Here is a 19461-nt window from a genome sequence, read left to right on the forward strand (position 1 = left end):
GTAAATAGAAAAGCAGCGAAGAGCCGCTGCTCTCCGCTGCCTGTTCATGTGCTCGTTGATGTGCTAATGAAGTGCTTATTGATGTGCTAGTTGATGCAATATCTTATTCGAAGCGGCCATAGAAAGCGTCGCGGTATACTTCCGCCAGTTCGGTCACGAGCGGCAGCTTCGGATTTGCGGTCGTGCATTGGTCTTCGAAGGCGCGATCCGCCAGATAGTCGACGCGGGATTCGAAATCCTTCGCATCGAAGCCCAGCTCCTGGAACGACTCCGGAATGCCCAGCTCGCGGTTCAGGCCGCGGATGGCTTCGATAAGGCTCTTCACGCCTTCTTCCGTCGTGCGAGCCGGCAACCCGAGAATACGGGCGATCTCGGCATAGCGCACATCGGCGACGAAATGGTCATATTTCGGGAAGGAAGCGAACTTCGTCGGCTTCTTCGCGTTATAGCGGATGACATGCGGCATCAAAATCGCATTCGTGCGTCCGTGCGCCGTATGATACTGCGCTCCCCACTTATGCGCCAAGCTGTGATTGATGCCAAGGAACGCATTGGCGAACGCCATTCCCGCCAGGGTCGAGGCGTTATGCATTTTTTCACGCGCTTTCGGGCATGCTTCCCGGTAAGACTTCACCAGGTTCTCGAAGACGAGCTGGATAGCTTTAATCGCCAGTCCGTCCGTATAATCGCTCGCCATGACGGAGACGTAAGCTTCAATCGCATGCGTCAGCACGTCCATGCCGGTGTCGGCCACGGCCGTCTTCGGCAAGCTGTAGACGAACTCAGGGTCGATGATAGCGACGTCCGGCGTCAGCTCATAGTCTGCCAGCGGGTATTTCGTGTTGCCCTTCTCTTTGTCCGTGATGACCGCGAACGAGGTGACCTCGGATCCGGTACCGGACGTTGTCGGAATGGCCACGAATTTCGCCTTCTGGCCAAGGCGCGGATATTTAAATGTGCGCTTGCGGATATCCAGGAACTTCTGCTTCAGATTGTCGAAGTCGGTGTCCGGATATTCGTAGAACAGCCACATGCCCTTCGCCGCGTCCATCGGCGAGCCGCCGCCCAAGGCGATGATGCAGTCGGGCTCGAAGCTCCGCATCATTTCCGCCCCGCGCTCTACCGTCTTCGTGGACGGATCCGGCTCGACATCGGAGAAGACTTCGATCGCGACCGGCGTCCGGCGCTGGCGCAGATAGTATTCCAGCTTCTCGACGTAGCCTAGCTTCACCATCATGGCGTCGGTAACGATCATCACCCGGTGGATGTCCGGCATTTTGGCCAAATATTGCGTTGCGCCCTTTTCAAAATAAATCTTGTTCGGCACTTTAAACCATTGCATATTCACAGTTCGCTTCGCCACCCGTTTAATATTGAGCAGATTGACGGCCGTTACGTTCGAAGATGTCGAGTTGCGTCCGTACGAGCCGCAGCCCAAGGTCAACGAAGGGAGATTGGTGTTGTATATATCCCCGATTGCGCCGTGCGTCGACGGCGAGTTGACGAGAATCCGTCCGGTCTGCAGGCGGTCCGCGAAGCGGCGAATCACGTCGTCGTCATGGGAATGAATGACAGAGGAGTGACCCATGCCGCCGAAGGCGACGACCTCGGCCGCCCGATCGATGCCTTCCTGCGCACTCTTCACCTTGTAGCAGGCGAGCACCGGACTCAGCTTCTCGGCGGACAGCGGGTATTTCGGTCCGACGCCGTCCAGCTCGGCCACCAGAATCTTGGTATCGTCCGGCACCGAGATGCCGGCCATTTCCGCAATCTGCTTCGCCGATTGACCGACGATGGCCGGATTGACGGCGCAGGATTCGGCCTTCATCGCCATGCCCTGCAGCTTGCCGGTCTCTTCCTTCGTCAGGAAGCGGCAGCCTTTGGCCTGCATCAGCTTTTTCACTTCGGCGAAGACCGGTTCTTCGATAATGACCGCCTGCTCGGAAGCGCAGATCATGCCGTTGTCGAACGTTTTGGACAGAATCAGGTCAGTGACCGCCTGCTCCAGATCCGCCGTCTTGTCAATGAAGCACGGCACGTTGCCCGGGCCTACGCCGAGCGCCGGCTTGCCGCAGCTGTACGCCGCCCGGACCATGCCCGCCCCGCCTGTCGCGAGGATGAGCGCCACGTCTGGATGATTCATCAACGCATTGGTCGCGTCCATGGACGGATATTCAATCCATTGGATGCAGTGCTCGGGAGCGCCGTATTTGACCGCTGCGTCGTGCAAAATGCGAGCTGCTTCCGCGCTGCATTTCTGGGCCGACGGATGGAACCCGAAAATAATAGGGTTGCGCGTCTTAATGGAAATAAGCGCCTTGAACATCGTCGTGGATGTCGGGTTCGTCACCGGGGTAATCCCCATCACGATGCCGACCGGCTCCGCAATTTTCATATACGCGCCATTCGGATTGTCCTCGATGACGCCGACGGTCTTCTCGTATTTAATCGAGTTGAAGATGTATTCCGTGGCAAAAATATTTTTCGTGATCTTGTCTTCATACACGCCGCGGCCCGTTTCTTCCACTGCCATTTTCGCCAAATGCATATGCTTGTCGAGACCGGCCAACGCCATTTGTTGCACAATCGTGTCAATCTGTTCCTGCGTCATGTCCATAAAAGCCGCTTGAGCCTTCTTGGCGCGCGCCACCAATTGATCAATATGCTCTGCTGCATTCGGGACATTTTTCTTTTCCATTGCCGTTGCTTTCGGTTGTGCTGCCATCTTCTCCGCCTCCGCTCCGTAGACCAAGTCAACCCGGGGTTCCGCTTCTCTGTCGGTTTGCTTTCTATTTATCATGCTGCGGACTTCATCCGATGTTCCTCGGTTTTTTATTTGTGAATCTTTTCACAATCCTAGTGTAGCTTATTGCGGCTAAGCTGTATGTGATTTATGTCACGCGATGATTCTTTTTTTCGTCTATCTTTTACAGCCCGTCCAGACTTTGTGACACTCGTCACAATCTGTCGCTAATTTGTAAAAAATTTAAACATTTCTAAATTGACAAGACTCGCTGGAACGTCCATGATAGTAGTATCGAAGGATTTAGTGAAACATGTCACATGATATATCATAAAACCCAATAAATAACATTTGGAAATAGACAATTGGAGGCGAATGGAGTGGCCAACATGATGGAACAACTCGGCGAACACTGCAACTTATCGTGTTTTTCGGAGCAGAACCGACAGCGGCTGTTGGAGATTGCGAAGGATCGGACCTACCCCGAGAACTCGCATCTATTCTGGGAAGGCGACGTGTCCGACAAGCTCTTCATTCTGAAGAGCGGCCGCGTCAAAATCACGAAATCGACGGATGAAGGCAAGGAATTGATTCTCTATATGTATCAAGCCGGAGACATGATCGGGCAGGTCGACCCGTTCAACAGCACGAAGCACAGCTTCACGGCGGAAGTGATCGAGGAAGCCGAGCTCGGCCTGATCGATCAGAAAGATATTGAGATTTTAATCTGTCAATACTGCGATTTTTCAATCGATTTCATGAAATGGATGGGAATCCACCATCGTCTGACGCAGACGAAATTCCGCGATCTGATGATGTACGGCAAGCCGGGCGCGCTGTGCTCGACGTTGATCCGCCTGTCCAACACGTATGGAGAGGAACTGGATGACGGCGGCGTGCTCATCAACAAAAAGATTACGCACACCGATCTGTCCAACATGATTGGCGCTACCCGCGAGAGCGTGAACCGGATGCTGAGCGATCTCCGCAAGAAGGGCGTGCTCGAATACGAGAGCGGCATGATTGTCATCCGCGAGTTGGATCATCTGCGGGACGTCTGCCGGTGCGAGATGTGTCCGAAGGAGATCTGCCGGATCTAAATATCCGACTATGATGGCCCCTTCGTTCCCCATCCAATCGCATAGCGAAGCCAGCCGCTTGATGCCGCTGGCTTTTTTTGCATGCTCTGGCATGCGCAGTCGCAATCCTCCGCCTCTGCCCGGTTGCCTTCACAGGTGCTCTGTTCCATCCGCAGGTGCTCTGTTCCATCTACAGGTGCTCGGTTTCCATCCGCAGGTGCTCTGTCTCACCACAATACTGCAATAATACATTATTTTTCGCCACTTCAGCTTAACTTTGTAAAAATTCCTGCGCTAGAGCATTATTTTGGCTGATTTTACCTCATATTTCTCGCGATCTCATTAAATTGATGTAATTCTGCAGGAATTCCAATTCGGGTAAGAAGCAGCTCTCCGAACGCTGCACTTTTGCAGCATTTTGGAGGAAGTCGAGCCGAAAAAAGAGCATGAAGCCGTTAAAAGAAGCACAGCAGGGCATCAAATTCCGTTATAGAAAAAGCCCAAAACGGGATGCTTGCTCCCGCTTCAGGCTCTCCTTGGTTCCTGCATATCGCATGACGCGCTTGTGTGTAAATGTAATGTTGCTGGACTGGCGATCATCAAAAATGTGCCGCACGACGGAGTGCCCGGTTATTGCCGCCTCCCGACCGGGCTGATGAACCAATAGGCCATGCCGACGAAAATGGCGCCGCCGACCATATTGCCCGCCGTCACGGGGATCATGTTATGCAGCCATCCCGCGATCGTCACGGTCTCCGGATGCTGAGGCAGCAGCAAAGCCGTCGTCAGCAGCGACATATTGGCCACGCTGTGCTCGAACCCGGTGGCGATGAACGCGTACAGCATCCACCAGATCAAGACCAGCTTGGCGATATCTTCCTTGGCCCGCATCGCCGTCCAGATCGCGAGGCAGACGAGCCAGTTGCACAGGATGCCGCGGAAGAAAAGCTGATCGATCGGCAGCTTCATCTTCGCGGCCGCTGCCGTGAACAACAGATGATCGGCCGGCGCGGCGGCGAATACGCCCGATCCTCGAATGAGCAGACTGAACAGAACCGCCCCGAGCAGATTGCCGAGGAAGACGATGCACCAGTTCGCCCATGTCGTCCGCCAAGGCGTTCTTCCCGACAGGGAGCTGACGGTGAACAGCATATTATTCCCCGTGAACAGCTCGGAGCCGGCGAATATGACCAGGGTGAGGGCAATGCCGAAAGACATGCCCATCACCAGCGGCACGGCAGGAGAGCCTGCCGCCTTGAAGCTTCCGCCGACCGTAAAAATAAGCATAATGCCGAAGCCGACATAGGCGCCTGCCAGCATCGCCGACACGATATACCGCGACAGCCCCGATTGCATCAGCCTCTTCTTCGCCTCTACCGCTTCATTGACGGCTTCCAGGGATCCCTTGAACATCGCGTCTCCTCTCCTCTCTTCTCTTCTCTATCCCGCCAACCGGATCTTTTCTCTACATGCTGCCGTCCCGGCCTGCCCCGCCTGGCGCAATCTTCACGATGCCGCCCTCCGCCTTGATCGGATAGGTCTGTACCTGCCCGCTGTCAGGCGCCTGGACGCGGCCGTCGCGAAGATCGATCTTCCAGTCATACAACGGATCGTACAAATAATGTCCCGATACGATTCCTTCGCTGAGCGGGCCGCCCTTCGGGTGCGGGCTCCGATCCTCCAGCGCATACCATCCGTCTTCCGTGCGGAAGACCGCGACCGCTTCGCCATTTATTCGCACGACGCGGCCCACTCGGGGCAAAAACTGCTCCATCTCCCCCACGGGCACAAACGCTCCGTCCACTGATTTGGCCATCCTCGTCTCCTCCTCTCCGCTATTGCTCCAACGTCACGGCCTCGAACAGCTTGCTCCGCAAATCCGGCTGATCCAAGACTTGCTTCCAAGGGTCTTCCGCCTGGGCCAGGGCAATGTCGATCCGTTCGACGAGCCGTTGGCGCTCTTCGCTCTCTTCCACCACGGTACGCCGGATCGCATCCAATCCAATTCGTTCTACCCATTCCGACGTCCGCTCCAAATAGTTGGCCGTCTCGCGGTAATATTGAATGGCGGCCGCCGTCATCTCGACAAGCTCTTCATCCGTCTTGACCTTGCACAGCAGATCCGCCAGCCGCGGCTTGATGCCGCCGTTGCCGCCGATATAGATCTCCCAGCCGCCGTCATTGCCGACGATGCCGATATCCTTCGTGCAGGATTCGGCGCAGTTGCGCGGGCATCCGTTCACCGCCATTTTGAACTTGGCCGGGTAATCGATCCGCTCGAACTTGCGCTCCAGCAGCGCGCCCATGGCCAGCGAATCCTGGGTGCCGAAGCGGCAGTATCGGGAGCCGACGCAGGTCTTGACCGTGCGCAGCGATTTGGCGTATGCATAGCCAGACGGCATATCGAGCGCCTCCCACACTTTCGGCACATCTTCTTTTTTGACGCCGATCAGATCAATCCGTTGTCCCCCTGTCATTTTGACGAGCTGGACGTTATATTGGAGCGAGACGTCCGCGATCTTTTTCAGTTCCTCCGGCGATGTCATGCCCCCGTACATGCGCGGCACGACCGTGTAGGTGCCGTCCTTTTGAATGTTGGCGTTCATCCGCTCGTTCACGAAGCGCGACGCTTTGTCGTCCCGGTAGCTCTCCGGCCAGATCATGCCGAGATAGTAGTTCAGCGCGGGACGGCATTTCGAGCAGCCCTCCGGCTGCTTCCATTCCAGCGCAGCCATCACTTCGAGAACCGTGTGAAGCCCCTGCTCCCGAATCGCGGCGACAATCTCCTCGCGCGGGTGCTCGGTGCAGCCGCAGATGCCTTGCTTGCCGGAGCCCGCCTCGAAGCCGTCGCCGAGAGCATGCTGGAGCAGTTGCTCCACCAGCGGCTTGCAGCCGCCGCAGGAGCGCGAAGCGCCGGTGCAAGCTTTGACCTCGTCCAGCGTCGTCAGGCCGTTATCCGCGATGGCGTCCAAAATCATCTTTTTGGTTACGCCATTGCAGCCGCAGACGATATCGTCATCCGCCAGATCGGCAGCCGCATTCGTCTTCGAGCCGCAGCAGCCTCCCGTACCCGTCAACTCCTGGTACAGCTCGTCGGTCATGGCCGCCCCCTGCTTCACGAGGCGTTCCAGCTTGGCGGCATCATCCGTGTCGCCGAACAGCACGGCGCCGACGATGATATTGTCCCGGAGCACGATTTTCCGGTACGTGCGCTTCCACCCGTCATGGAAGGTCAGGGTGGTGCATTCCGGCGTCTCCAGGAAGATCCCTGTCGAGAAGACGTCGACGCCGGACACTTTGAGCTTGGTCGAGCAGACTGAGCCTTCATACGGCTTCGTCTCCACGCCGGCGAGCGCCTTGGCAAGCACCGCGCCCTGCTCGAACAGCGGAGCGACGAGCCCGTAGCAGACGCCGCGATGCTCCGTGCACTCCCCGACGGCATAGACGTCTTCGGCGGAGGTCCGCATCCAGTCGTCCACCACGATGCCCCGGTTCACGCTGAGGCCGCTCGCCTGGCCGATGCCGACATTCGGACGAATGCCGACCGCCATGACGACGAACTCCGCCTTCAATCCCGTCCCGTCGCTGAAGCGAAGGCCTTCCACGCATTCGCCGCCCGTAATCTCCACCGTCTGCTTGCCGAGCGCGAACCGGATGCCTTGCCGCTCCAGTTCCTGTTCTAGCAGGCGCGCCGCGGTCATATCGAGCTGGCGCTCCATCACATAGTCGGGCAGATGGACCACTGTCACGTCCATGCCCAGCTGAACCAGCCCCTTGGCCGCCTCGAGCCCGAGCAGACCTCCGCCGATGACGGCTGCCGTCTTATGCGTTCCCGCTGCGGCAATCATGCGATCGCAATCCTCGATGCTGCGGAAGCCGATGACGCCTTCCTTGTCCGCGCCGGGCACAGGCAGCCGGAATGGCGTCGAGCCGGTCGCGATGATGACCCGATCATACGGCACCTCGCGGCCCTTATCGGTCAGGACGACGCGGCGTTCGGTGTCGATCCGCTCTCCCTTTTCGCCCGCCAGCAGCGTAATGCCGGCCGCTTCGTACCACGAATACGGGTTCAAGACGATATCATCCAGCCTCTTGCTGCCCTCCAGCACGTAAGACAGCAGAATCCGGTTATAGTTCGGATGCGGTTCCTCCCCAATCACCGTAATGTCGTAACGGTCGGTCAGCTTCAACAGCTGCTCCACCGTATTGATGCCTGCCATGCCGTTGCCGACGACGACCAGCCGCCATTTTCGTTCCATGGTGGTCCCTCCTTCTCACAATCCAAAATCCTCATTCATGTATTGTTACTTTTTTCACATACATTTATATTTGTATTTTACCTCTAACTGGAAGCAAGACGAGTGATTCTACGCACATCAAATGTGTCAATTTTCTCTCGGATTTGTTCACATTTGGCTCAAACCGCTCCGTTCGCGCTCCGGGGTTTTTGCCGCTGCACTGGCCATCGAACCTCAGCCTCAACCGCGAGACGGGAATTTCTTATAAAGACAGTCCTTTCGACTTCCCCTATAATGAGAACAGCGTCAACTCAATAATTTCAAATGAACAGTTGCTTCGAAAAGCCTGTTGCGGCCTTTTGAACACGCACTTAAAGGAGCTGCTTCAATGACTACTTCTTATGTATGCTTATATGATCCAACCTTCCCCTCCGCCGGCGGCGCACTCTCTTCCGGCATGAGAGAACGCCTCGCCGCCGAATGGAATATCGTGCAAGCGGATCAGCTTGCCGAGGCGCTTGACGCCCAGCAAGGCGGCGTATTTATCAACCTGCACGCCCCGTACTTCCCGAAGAGCGCGTGGACGTCCATCGCCGCGTTCCTCGAACGGGGCGGACATCTGCTCAGCGCCGGCGGCTCCCCCTTCCGCATTCCCGTCTACCGCGACGGCAGCGGCTGGACACCGGAGCCGGAGCAGACGGCCTATCACCAGCGCCTTCGCATCCACGAGTGCATGCCGGTGCAGGCGGGCCGGTTCGAGCGCTTCGCCGCCAACGCGGAGCGCCCACTGTTCGAGCAGGCGGCGCCGCTGTGGCCGGCCTCGCCGACCTGCAGCTTCGTGCTCTGGGTGACCCGGCACGACGACTGTCCCGGGGAGCATGGTTCCGCCGGCCCGATGGATGCGCATATCATTCCGCTCGTGATCGCGCTGGATCGCGATGGCCGGGAAGTCGGGGCGCCCGTCGTGCTCCTCGAGAACACGAAGGGCGAGTTCGCCGGCACCCGCTGGCTGTTCGTGAACCAGCCGCTGACGGCGGAGTTCCTCGAGCAGGCGGGAGCGGAGGCGCTCCTGTCCTGGGCCCGCTATTGCTCGTACGGCGTCAGCGATTGGTGGCTGAAGCCGGGTCTGGCCTGCTATGAGCCGGGCGATCGTCCGAAGCTGACCCTGCAGACGCAGCTCCTGCCCGCGGCCCGGGCCAGCTACGGCGCCGGCGGACCGCTGGCCGCTTCGCGGCGCAGCGCGGCCGACGCCGCGGAAGTCGTCTGGCAGGCAAGCGTCGAGCTGACAGCGGACGACGGCGAGGTGCTGTGGCGCAGCGAACTCGCCGTGCGCTGCGGGCGGGAGCTGGAGCGGCTGACCTTGAAGCCGGACACCGTGCTCGCTCCGGGGATGTACCGGGTGAATGCCCGGCTCGTGAGCGGCACTGGCGAGGTCCGCCTGCTGCGGCAGGGCTTCTGGTGCCGCGACGAAGATCTGCTGCGCAGCGGCTCCTTCCTGAAGGCGGGCCGGGATTACTTCGAGCGCGACGGCGTTCCCGTTCCTATCGTCGGCATGACGTATATGTCGAGCGATGTGGCGCGCAAGTTCGTCTTCCTGCCGAACGCGGCGGTATGGGATCGCGACATGGCCCAGATGAAGAAGGCCGGAATCAATCTGATCCGCACCGGCATCTGGACCGCCTACCGCCACATCATGTATGTGGACGGGCATCCGTCGGAGGATGTGCTGTGCGCCCTGGACGCCTTCTTCCTGACCGCGAAGAAGCACGGCATCGAAGTATGCTTCAACTTCTTCTCCTTCGCTCCGGAGCTGTGGGAAGGATCGAATCCTTATCTCGATCCGCGCAGCATCGAGGCGCAGAAGCGCTTTATCGGGGCGGTCGTCGAGCGGCACCGCCACTCGTCGTTCGTCCATTGGGATCTCATTAACGAGCCGTCCCTGTTCGACCCGAAGCGGGTATTCGCCGGACCGCGCAGCGCGAAGGACAAGTATGAGATCGCGGCCTTCCGGGAATGGCTGCAGGAACGCTGCGCCGGCGATATCCGCCTGCTTCAGGAGCGCTGGGGCATGACGCCGGAGGAGGTGCCGGGGTTCCATGCGATTATGCCGCCGGAGCCGCAGGAGATTAACTTCGATGCCCAGGATATGATTAAGGAGAAAAAGGGCACGCGCTGGCTCGATTATTCGCTATTCACGATGGAGATGCTCAACCGGTGGGTGGAGGCGATGCGCGGCACGATTTCGTTCCATCAGCCGGAGCAGCTCGTATGCGTCGGCCAGGATGAGGCGCTGGCGGCGCAGCGGCCAAGCCCGTTCTTCTATGAAGCGTCCGTCGACTATACGTCCAACCATTCGTGGTGGCTGTATGATCAGCTTATTTGGGACGGCGTGTTCACGAAAACGCCGTACAAGCCGAATCTCATCCAGGAGACGGGCATCATGTACGGCATGACGCCCGACGGCTTCGCCCTGCGGACGGAGGAGCAGCTGCGCAACATTTTGGAACGGAAATACGCCTATGCGTTCGCGACCGGCTGCGCCGGAGCGGTGCAGTGGATCTGGAACACGAATGTCTACATGAACAATGTGAATGAATCCAATATCGGCGCGCTGCGGGCGGACGGCACGGAGAAGCCGGAAGCCGATGTCTCCTATGACTTCGGCGCATTCATGCAGGCGGCAGCCCCGCTCTTCCGGGATCGCGAGTTGGAGCCAATCGTCGTCGTCTACCCGGAAGCAAACGATCTGTCGAACCGGCGGATGGCGGCCGAAGCGACGTCAACGGCGGCGCGAGTGCTCGCCTATCATTTGAAGGCTCCATTCCGGGCGATGGGTGAATACCAGCTTGAAGCGCTGGATGATATGCCGCCCCGGCTCATTATCGTGCCGTCTCCGCATCATTTGACCGATGCGGCTCTCGGGCGCCTGCTCTCCTTCACGGAGCGCTCCGGCGCGACCTTGCTCATTACCGGCCCGCTCGGACGCAATGAATATTGGCAGGCGACCGCGCGAATGGATGGCCTGCTCGGCCCGCGGCGCCTCGTCAGCGTCGTGCGCGAAGAGCGCTTCCTCCTCGCAGGGCGGGAGATTCCGCTCTCATTCGGCGGCCGCAAGATCAAGCAGGTGTTCAAAGAAGCGAATGCCGACGGCAGCCCGCCCGCGCTCGTGGAGCGGCCGATCGGACGCGGCAAGCTGCTCTGGATCGGCCTCCCGATCGAATGGAACGATCGGCATTCCGCCGTCGCCGAGCTGTACGCGCATGCCATCCAGACCGCTTCCATCGAGCCTGATCTTCGCTGGGAGGAAGGCGGCAGCCGCCCGGGAGTGTACGGACGATGCCTCGCCTTCGCGGAAGGCCGGCTCTATCTGTTCGTGTCCGAATCGGGGCAGGACGAGACCGTACGCATCGTCCAGCCGGATAACGGAACCACATACGCGTTCAAGCTGGCCAGCGAGCGCACCGTCATGTTCGCTGCCGATCGCCAAGGCGAACTGATCGCCGTGTACCGGCCGCGGGAAGTCGAGATCGAGGTCATCAAGTAAACGGCTAGGCTAGTCAAGACCGCATACGTCCGAATAACGTCAACAAGCCCTTGCGCCGCAATCGTTCATTGCGTCGCAAGGGCTTGTCCCGTCTGTACCCCATTTATTTATGGTGTAATCTTGAGTTCGATCTCGTCATCAGGCTTCAGCTTCCGCTTGGCATCCTGACTGTAGTTCAGCTTCTTGTCATTCAGCTTCAAGGTGAGAACCGCGGTGGCCTCCGGTTCCTTCTCGCCGATGCGAAGGACATGCTTCTGATCCTCGTCCAGACGGATCTGGGCGAAGTCCTGAACCAGCTCCTGGAGCGTCAATTCCTCCGTCCAACGGACAAGATAGGAATTCGTAATGTTCGGCGCAACCGTACCGCCATCGATGCGAAGCGTAACGCCGGGAGCCGCCACATGGTTCGTGCGGACCTCCAGCTTCTTGATGAAGACCCCGACCACATCGTCAGGCTTCAGCTGCTTCTCCATCGCGAATGGCAGCACATATTCCTTCCCGTTCAGCAGCAGGCCCCATTCCATCTTCGGATCGAGGGCCACGTCGCCGACCGAGACGATGGTGGACTTGTCATCCGATACTTTGACGGTTCCGGATTGCTTCAGCGCGTCGACGAGCTTCATCGATGGCTGATAGCTGACAACGATGCGCTCCGACAAGGTTGGAACGAATGTGCCTCCGTCAATCGAGACGGTGACTTCCTTCCCGGGAGGCTGCGGATCGTCTTGCTCTCCCCGATGGGAGACGCTTGATGCGCATGCTGAAGACACCAAAAAGAGAACGCCCAGCAGAAGCAGTTCCAAGCCGAGCCAGCTGCCCCTCCTGAAGCTGACATGATGTTTCCCCATTGCCGTCCACTCACTTTCCCGCCTTCAAGGTTAACCGCATTCACTGAGACACTCTGCCTCTATTATGCATGAAAGATGGCGAGAAAAAGTATCAATCCAGTAACAATAACAACGGGGTTATCCATGATTCGACACGGATGGAAGATCGCGTCAAGCTAGACGACGGCCTCCTCCAAAATCTTGCCCATATAAGCGCGCCGCGCCATCAAAAAATAGAGCGTCTGCATGAGAAGGAACAGGCCGACCACGGTGATGCCGTAGCCCATCACATTGATGCTCATCAGATTGGTCAAGGTCTTCATCGCGAACAGCGTATGGATGCTGCCGACGATGCATGGGGCGTAGAAGATGAGCCCCACCTGGAAGGTCACGACGCGGCGAATCTCCGCGACCGACAGACCGATGCGGGTCAGCGCCCGGAAATGCGCCTGATCATCCTGCAGCTCCGTGAACAGCTTGAAGTAGATGACGCTTCCGCTGGCGATGAAGAACAGCAGACTGATGAACAAGCCGATGAACAGGACGAGCGAGGAAGACTGCCGGGTCTCGTTCCAGTCCTCGGTCCGGCTGTATATGCCGAATTCCGAAGCCGGATCCCGCATTTCCCGTATCCGTTCCATCAGCGGCATCGCATCCTCCCAGTCGGTCCAGTTCATGGCATACAGCGTCTGCGCCTGATCCGCCGGCGCCTGCCGATACAGCCGGTCCAACAGGGCATCGGGAACGACGAACAAAGTGTAACTGACGCTCCTCGTCAATACGATCTGGCTCGAACGCACCTCCTGAATCTCAAGCTGAAACGGCTTTGCTTGACCTTCGACCCGGACGGAAAGGCGATCTCCTTCCTGCATGTCCAAGGATAAATACTCATTAAACAGCATATCGCGCTGATCGACCAGAACCCCTTTGCCTTCCTGAATCCGGACAGGATCATACCCCAGCTCCCCGGCAAGCCGGTTGAAGTCCGATTCTCCGACCAATGCGCTATAACGCTCCAGCCGGGCATCCTTCACCTTCGAATCGACGACGCGGGCCTTGCCGGAGAAGGTGACATGATGCTTCATTTGCTCCGCCAGACGCTCAATGCGCTCCGGCGCGACCGGCGGTTGATCCGCCTTGCCGGCGGACATCGTCAAGACGAACGGATTATTGAGTCTGACCGAGATTCTCATCCCTTGATCGAAGGCATATACGGTGGCGGTGGCGGTAAGCACGACGGCGCAGAGGATCGACACGTTGAACAGCACGCGGGCATTATCCTTCATTTTGAAGGCCGCTTGCGAGACATTCAGGAGATGGGTGCCCCGGTAATAGAACCGCTTATTCTTCTGAAGCCCTCGAATAATCGCCACGCTGAGCTGCGTGAACAAAAAATACGTGCCCAGCACAGTCAGCCCGATAATCGGCATTGCCGACAAAATGAACAATCTCAGATCGGTCACAAAAGCGAGTCCATAGCCGCTTCCGAGCGTAAGCACCGACAGGAACACGAGGAACCAGGAAAACTTGGGAGGCGACTTCGGCTCCTTGTCCGCCCGTATCAGATGGATAATCTCGACCCGGCTTACATGGCGCAACGAGAAGAGCGTAATGAAGGCGAACAGCAGCAGATAGCCGATGGATGTCAGCCCGATCGCGGACGGACTTATATAGAAGCTCAGCGGCTCGTCCACCCGCAGCAGCCGGGACATCGCCATCAGGAACAGCTTCAGCAGCACCATGCCGCTTCCGATGCCTACGACGATCGCCATAATGGAGATCACCATATTTTCATAAAATACGAGCATCCGAAGCTGCCCTTTGGTCGAGCCGAACAGCGACAGCAGGCCAAGCTCTTTTTGCCGGGATTTCAGAAAAGCTGAGCTTGAGTACAGAATGAAAAAAAACGAGAACATCATGATGAGAACTTCGCATACAATCATCAGCTGGCGCACATAGTCGCTTTCCTGGATCTTGCCGTCCGCCACCTCCGGATGGTAAATCATCGACGCGTATACGAAAAAGATCATGACGGCGAAGACGCAGCTCAGAAAATACGCGCCGTACCGGTGCCAACTGCCTTTAATATTATTGATAGCGAGCTGTCGGTACGTCATCGAATTGGCCCCCTAACAGACTGAGCGAGTCTAAAATGTGCTGGAAGAACGTCTGCCGGTTCGAGCCGCGGCGCAGCTCGGAAAAGATTTGTCCGTCCTTGATGAATAAAATCCGCTTGCAGTAGCTGGCTGCGAACGGATCATGCGTCACCATAAGAATGGTGCGGTTCTGGTTCTCATTCAGATCTTGAAGCGCGTTCATCACTTCCTTCGCCGCCTTCGAATCGAGATTCCCGGTCAGTTCGTCCGCCAGCAGCAGGGACGGCTGATGAATCACCGCACGCGCAATGGCCGTCCGCTGCTTCTGTCCCCCCGATACCTCGTACGTCCGTTTGTCCAGAATCGGTTCGATGCCAAGCCAGCGAATCGTATCGGCCAGCCGCTGCTCGATATCGCGCGCCGAGATTTGATCCAGCGCCAGCGGCAGGATGATATTCTCCTTAATGCTGAGCGTATCCAGCAGATTGAAATCCTGGAACACGAATCCGAGCTCCCGGCGGCGGAAATGGGCCAGCTTCTTGTTGCTCAGCTTCGTCGGATCCGTTCCGTTAATCCAGAGCTTGCCGGAAGTCGGTTTGTCTATAGTCGCGAGAATATTGAGCAGCGTCGTCTTCCCGCTCCCCGACGGACCCATAATGCCGACGAATTCTCCCTCATCCACATGCAGATGAATGTCCTTCAGCGCCGTGTACGTCATTTTTCCTTTGGTGCCGTATACTTTGGACAGCTGCTCCGCTCTTAGAACCTCCATACTTCTATCCCCTTTCCCGTCATGCCGGCGAATCATCCCGTTCGTTTCTTTTCTTCAGTATAACCGTTTTCGGGCGGGCCCGACATGGAAAAGCCTTTCGCCAGCTTACAAACTTGTCATCTAAAGCAGCCGAACCGCTGCCCGCGCCCGCAGCGCAGCCAAACACAAACAACGCATGCATGGCAGCCGGCTGCCATGCACGCGTTGCAAGCGTTGATTGGAACGAGGCGGGTGCATGTCCCTCCAGGCTCATATGCGGTGGATGCCGTCGGAATGGAAGCCCAACGTGAAGGTCGTGCCCGCCTGCGGCTCCGACTCGACGCTGATCGTATGACCGAGCCTGCCGCACACCTGCTTGACCAGATAGAGCCCCATTCCGGTGGCATCTCCTTCCCTTCGTCCATTCTCCCCGGTGAAGAAGGCATCGAAGATGCGCGGGATATCATGCGGCTCGATGCCGACACCCTCATCCTGCACCCGGAGCTGCACGGCGCCGTCCGTCTGCTGCACCGTGAACTGAAGCGACTTGGCCCCTTCCTTATCCTTCATATATTTGATCGCGTTCGTGACCAGTTGGGTCAGAATGAACGCCAGCCACTTCTCATCGCTCTCGACCATCGTGTCGCCGGGCGTGACCTTCGGATAGATCTGATGCCGAATGAGTGCTTTCTTATTCTGGTTGATGACCTGCCGGATGACATGCTGCAGCGAGAGTCCCGTCACATGCAGATCGAGGTCGAACTTCTCCATGCGGGCCGTATGCAGCATCATGTCGAGCCCGCGCGCGAGCCGATCCGTCTCTTCCGCGATGCTTCGAAGCAGCTGCTCCGTCTCTTCCAGCGACAGCGGCTGAGGCGTCTGCTGCGAGATCAGATGAAGAACCGATACCGGCGTCTTCATGTGATGAACCCACTGATTCGTAAAATGAAGATGCTGCTCGCGGTTCTTCTGCATCGTCAGCAGCTCGTCCATATAGGCGCTGTACTGGCGGCTGATCAAGCCGTGAACCCGCTCCTGCTCCTGCGTCTGCGGATGCTGCAGGCAGAGCGTGAAATCATTGCTGCTCGCATTCTCCTCCGCGTTCTTCATCTCGCGGAACCAGCGCCGCTGCCGCGAATAGTCGTAGATTAACCCAAGGAGGATAACGGCTCCGCCCAGCACGAATATATAGGTCAGGCTCCCGCCGTAGACATATCGCTGCCCGATCCCGAGGTCCAACCATACGACAAGCAGGGCGACGAACAGAGCGGCGAAGCAGGCGAGCACCAGGAGCAGCCGATCCTTCATGAAACGCCAAAAGGTCATGCCCAATCCCCGTCTTCCGTCCACGAGGCTTGCAAGCGGTATCCCTGTCCGCGCATCGTCTCGATCGCTTTATGAATGCCGATCTCCTCCAGCTTCTTGCGCACGCGGGTCACATTCACGGTCAGCGTGTTATCGTCCACGAAGTCGACATCATCCCACAGCGTCTCCAGCAGCGTCTCCCGGGATACGATATGGCCGGCGCGTTCCATGAGCACGGCGAGCAGCAGCGCCTCGTTCTTCGTCAGATCGACGCGGTTCCCCTTCCATTCCAGCGTATTCCGGGAACGGTGGAGGCTCAGGCCATGCACGACCAGTTCCTCCCCGCCGCTGTTGGAAGCGTACTCTCCGTAGGTCCGGCGCAGGACGCCCTTCACCTTCGCCAGCAGCACATCAAGATGGAACGGCTTCGTAATGAAATCGTCGCCCCCGTTCTCGATGGCCATCACCTGATCCATCTCTCCGGTGCGCGCGGATACGAAAATAATCGGGGCATTGGTGACCATCCGGAACTGCCGGCACCAATAGAATCCGTCATAGGCCGGCAAATGAATATCGAGCAAAATCAAATCCGGATTTATCGCAAGCAGTTCTTCCTTCAGCGCCTTGAAATCGGTCGCCCGCGTCACTTTGTAATCATACTTCTCCAGTGACGATTGCAGAATGGAAGCAATCTTGTCATCATCTTCAACGATCATAATCCGATACATGGTTCTCATCCCCCCCACTCTGTCTCTATTCCGATAAGCAGCATATTTTTCATCATATCACAAACCGCCCGCCGGACAAACAGCCGGATTTTTTACTTGATTCCGGGAAATGTTTGACGATTTGGTGAACGGATTATATAATAGAAAACAGTCATCGCGGCCATACGAACGAACCGTTATTTCGAAAGGGGTGTAAGCGTTTACTTTTCCTGTTATAGACTCGTTATCCTGAAATGGCAATGCAAGTCTGAACCCTTGTTCGGAGGTGTAACGCTTCCTATGAAGCATGAACGCGTAAATTACGGCCAGATGGCCAAGTCGTCCCGGTTTCACACGTTAATCCAGAGCAAGAAGCGATTTATTATCCCGTTGACCGTCTTCTTTTTCCTCTTCTATTTCGCCCTGCCGATCCTGACTTCCTACACCACGATCTTGAACCGGCCCGCGGTTGGCGCGATCTCCTGGGCCTGGCTATTCGCCTTCGCCCAATTCATCATGACATGGGTCCTATGTGTCCTCTACGCCCGCAGAGCGGCCAAATTCGATAAACTGGTGGCCGAAATCAATCAGGAATGGAGTGGGGAACGCGAATGAGCACAACGGCGTTCATTTTGTTCTTGGCCATCGTGATGCTGACCATGGTCATTACATATATCGCGGCGAAGAAGACGCGCAGCGCATCGGATTTCTATACGGCTGGCGGCGGCCTGAAGGGCTGGCAGAACGGGTTGGCCATCGCGGGAGATTATATGTCCGCGGCCTCGTTCCTCGGCATCGCCGGTTCGATCGCTCTCGTCGGCTTCGACGGCTTCTTCTATTCGATCGGCTTCCTCGTCGCCTATCTCGTCGTCCTGTATCTTGTCGCGGAGCCTCTGCGCAATCTCGGCAAGTTCACCTTGGCCGACATGATTGCCGCCCGCTTCAATAATATGAAAATCCGGGGCGTAGCCGCCCTGAACACAGTCACCATCTCCACCTTCTACATGATCGCCCAGCTCGTCGGGGCCGGCGCGCTTATCAAGCTGCTCCTCGGCATCGATTATGTATGGGCCGTCCTCATCGTCGGCTGCCTGATGACGCTGTACGTCGTCTTCGGCGGAATGCATGCCACCTCGTGGGTGCAGATCATCAAGGCGATCCTGCTCATGGGCGGGACCTTCCTGCTCTCCATCCTCGTCTTCTCCAAGTTCAACTTCAGTCTGACCGGCATGTTCGAGCAGATGAAGACGGCGACGCCGCTAGGGGAAGCCTTTCTCAATCCGGGCAACAAGTATACCAATCCGCTGGATACGCTATCGCTCAATCTCGGACTGGTGCTCGGAACCGCCGGGCTGCCGCATATTCTGATCCGCTTCTTCACCGTGAAGGACGCGCCGACGGCCCGTTCCTCGGTCGTCTATGCCACCTGGGTGATCGGCCTGTTCTACATCCTGACCATCTTCCTCGGCTTCGGCGCCGCCGCCTTCGTCGGGAACGAAGCGATACTCGCGGCGGACAAGGGCGGCAACATGGCCGCGCCGCTTCTGGCCCAGGCGCTCGGCGGCGATTTCTTCTTCGCGCTGATCTCGGCTGTCGCGTTCGCGACCATTCTCGCTGTCGTCACCGGCCTCGTCCTCTCGGCCGCCTCCGCGTTCGCGCATGATTTCTACAACCATATCCTGCGCAAGGGCAAGGCCAATGAACGCGAGCAGATGAAGGCCGCCCGCTTCGCCTCCATCGGCGTATCGGCGCTGTCAATCGCGCTGGCGCTCCTCGCCTCGAAGCTGAATGTCGCCTTCCTGGTCGGCCTTGCCTTCGCTGTCGCGGCCAGCGCGAACCTTCCGGTCATTCTGTTCACGATCTTCTGGCGCCGCTTCAATACGACGGGGGCGATCAGCGGCATGCTCACCGGATTGCTGTCGGCGATTGCGCTGGTCGCCGTCTCCCCAAGCATCTGGGATCCGTCCGGCAAAGCAATCTTCATCGGCGAGCCGCTTATCACGCTCACGAACCCGGGCATCATCTCGATCCCGCTCGGCTTCATCGGCGCCTGGATCGGTACGATCGTGTCGTCCCGCAGCAAGGATGCGGACGCGAAGTTCGATGAGGTGCTGGTCAAAGCCAATACCGGCATTCATATGTAACCGGCCGCGCAGCCCTTCCACGCGAAG

At 57.8% G+C, this 19461-nt stretch carries 13 protein-coding genes; 4 read left to right on the forward strand and 9 right to left on the reverse strand.

Translation table 11 applies throughout. The features are described 5' to 3' along the window. Positions 1-103: 103 nt before the first annotated feature. Positions 104-2698: a bifunctional acetaldehyde-CoA/alcohol dehydrogenase gene (adhE, locus tag L6439_RS17235; protein WP_374043212.1), complete on the reverse strand. Its 2595-nt coding sequence runs from the start codon at positions 2696-2698 to the stop codon at positions 104-106. Positions 2699-3132: 434 nt separating this feature from the next. On the opposite strand from adhE, the gene L6439_RS17240 reads away from it, so the two are divergent. Continuing rightward, on the forward strand, positions 3133-3843 hold the full coding sequence (locus tag L6439_RS17240) for a Crp/Fnr family transcriptional regulator (protein WP_040730586.1): 711 nt from the start codon (positions 3133-3135) through the stop codon (positions 3841-3843). A 609-nt stretch (positions 3844-4452) separates the two neighbouring features. Here L6439_RS17240 and L6439_RS17245 read toward each other — a convergent pair. From L6439_RS17245 to nirB, 3 genes are read right to left on the reverse strand one after another with little or no spacing between them, the layout of a single operon-like run. Beyond that, on the reverse strand, positions 4453-5235 hold the full coding sequence (locus L6439_RS17245) for a formate/nitrite transporter family protein (RefSeq protein WP_213468155.1): 783 nt from the start codon (positions 5233-5235) through the stop codon (positions 4453-4455). Between the two features lie 52 nt (positions 5236-5287). After that, complete coding sequence (nirD, locus tag L6439_RS17250; RefSeq protein ID WP_213468154.1) at positions 5288-5638, reverse strand: nitrite reductase small subunit NirD; 351 nt, start codon at positions 5636-5638, stop codon at positions 5288-5290. A 19-nt stretch (positions 5639-5657) separates the two neighbouring features. Beyond that, positions 5658-8081 carry a nitrite reductase large subunit NirB gene (nirB, locus tag L6439_RS17255; RefSeq protein WP_213468153.1) on the reverse strand — a complete coding sequence of 808 codons (2424 nt, stop codon included), beginning with the start codon at positions 8079-8081 and terminating at the stop codon, positions 5658-5660. A 367-nt stretch (positions 8082-8448) separates the two neighbouring features. On the opposite strand from nirB, the gene L6439_RS17260 reads away from it, so the two are divergent. After that, positions 8449-11604 (forward strand): alpha-amylase family protein, encoded by a 3156-nt coding sequence (locus tag L6439_RS17260; protein ID WP_213468152.1) that lies wholly within the window; start codon positions 8449-8451, stop codon positions 11602-11604. 107 nt (positions 11605-11711) lie between these two features. Here the strand turns inward: L6439_RS17260 and L6439_RS17265 are convergent, their stop codons facing one another. The 5 genes from L6439_RS17265 to L6439_RS17285 all read right to left on the reverse strand — a co-directional run bounded on the left by L6439_RS17265 (position 11712) and on the right by L6439_RS17285 (position 17311). After that, entirely contained in the window at positions 11712-12452 is a 741-nt protein-coding gene (locus L6439_RS17265) for a hypothetical protein (protein ID WP_168179449.1), read from the reverse strand. A 155-nt stretch (positions 12453-12607) separates the two neighbouring features. Further along, on the reverse strand, positions 12608-14548 hold the full coding sequence (locus L6439_RS17270; RefSeq protein WP_213468151.1) for an ABC transporter permease: 1941 nt from the start codon (positions 14546-14548) through the stop codon (positions 12608-12610). Then, the gene (locus tag L6439_RS17275) at positions 14520-15299 is read right to left on the reverse strand and encodes an ABC transporter ATP-binding protein (protein ID WP_168179451.1); all 780 of its coding nucleotides are present in this window, start codon (positions 15297-15299) and stop codon (positions 14520-14522) included. Before L6439_RS17275 ends, L6439_RS17270 begins: the two co-directional genes overlap by 29 nt. A 249-nt stretch (positions 15300-15548) precedes the next feature. Then, positions 15549-16604, reverse strand: coding sequence for a sensor histidine kinase (locus tag L6439_RS17280; protein WP_168179452.1), 1056 nt, complete (start codon positions 16602-16604; stop codon positions 15549-15551). Beyond that, positions 16601-17311, reverse strand: a complete 711-nt coding sequence (locus L6439_RS17285; RefSeq protein ID WP_168179474.1) for a response regulator transcription factor — start codon at positions 17309-17311, stop codon at positions 16601-16603. The genes L6439_RS17280 and L6439_RS17285 overlap by 4 nt, the downstream gene beginning before the upstream one ends. Before the next feature lie 279 nt (positions 17312-17590). Between L6439_RS17285 and L6439_RS17290 the strand changes: the two genes are divergently transcribed. Beyond that, positions 17591-17905, forward strand: coding sequence for a DUF485 domain-containing protein (locus L6439_RS17290; protein ID WP_168179453.1), 315 nt, complete (start codon positions 17591-17593; stop codon positions 17903-17905). Beyond that, the gene (locus L6439_RS17295; RefSeq protein WP_213468150.1) at positions 17902-19434 is read left to right on the forward strand and encodes a solute symporter family protein; all 1533 of its coding nucleotides are present in this window, start codon (positions 17902-17904) and stop codon (positions 19432-19434) included. The genes L6439_RS17290 and L6439_RS17295 overlap by 4 nt, the downstream gene beginning before the upstream one ends. Positions 19435-19461: the final 27 nt, after the last annotated feature.

This window comes from Paenibacillus dendritiformis, assembly GCF_021654795.1.
Lineage (GTDB): Bacteria > Bacillota > Bacilli > Paenibacillales > Paenibacillaceae > Paenibacillus_B.

Bases quoted from the DNA above. Each gene is read 5' to 3' on its own strand.
- L6439_RS17245 (WP_213468155.1), bottom strand. From the start codon at position 5,235: ATGTTCAAGGGATCCCTGGAAGCCGTCAATGAAGCGGTAGAGGCGAAG.
- L6439_RS17290 (WP_168179453.1), top strand. From the start codon at position 17,591: ATGAAGCATGAACGCGTAAATTACGGCCAGATGGCCAAGTCGTCCCGG.
- L6439_RS17280 (WP_168179452.1), bottom strand. From the start codon at position 16,604: ATGACCTTTTGGCGTTTCATGAAGGATCGGCTGCTCCTGGTGCTCGCC.
- L6439_RS17285 (WP_168179474.1), bottom strand. From the start codon at position 17,311: ATGTATCGGATTATGATCGTTGAAGATGATGACAAGATTGCTTCCATT.
- L6439_RS17270 (WP_213468151.1), bottom strand. From the start codon at position 14,548: ATGACGTACCGACAGCTCGCTATCAATAATATTAAAGGCAGTTGGCAC.
- L6439_RS17265 (WP_168179449.1), bottom strand. From the start codon at position 12,452: ATGGGGAAACATCATGTCAGCTTCAGGAGGGGCAGCTGGCTCGGCTTG.
- nirB (WP_213468153.1), bottom strand. From the start codon at position 8,081: ATGGAACGAAAATGGCGGCTGGTCGTCGTCGGCAACGGCATGGCAGGC.
- L6439_RS17275 (WP_168179451.1), bottom strand. From the start codon at position 15,299: ATGGAGGTTCTAAGAGCGGAGCAGCTGTCCAAAGTATACGGCACCAAA.
- nirD (WP_213468154.1), bottom strand. From the start codon at position 5,638: ATGGCCAAATCAGTGGACGGAGCGTTTGTGCCCGTGGGGGAGATGGAG.
- L6439_RS17260 (WP_213468152.1), top strand. From the start codon at position 8,449: ATGACTACTTCTTATGTATGCTTATATGATCCAACCTTCCCCTCCGCC.
- L6439_RS17240 (WP_040730586.1), top strand. From the start codon at position 3,133: ATGATGGAACAACTCGGCGAACACTGCAACTTATCGTGTTTTTCGGAG.
- L6439_RS17295 (WP_213468150.1), top strand. From the start codon at position 17,902: ATGAGCACAACGGCGTTCATTTTGTTCTTGGCCATCGTGATGCTGACC.
- adhE (WP_374043212.1), bottom strand. From the start codon at position 2,698: ATGGAAAAGAAAAATGTCCCGAATGCAGCAGAGCATATTGATCAATTG.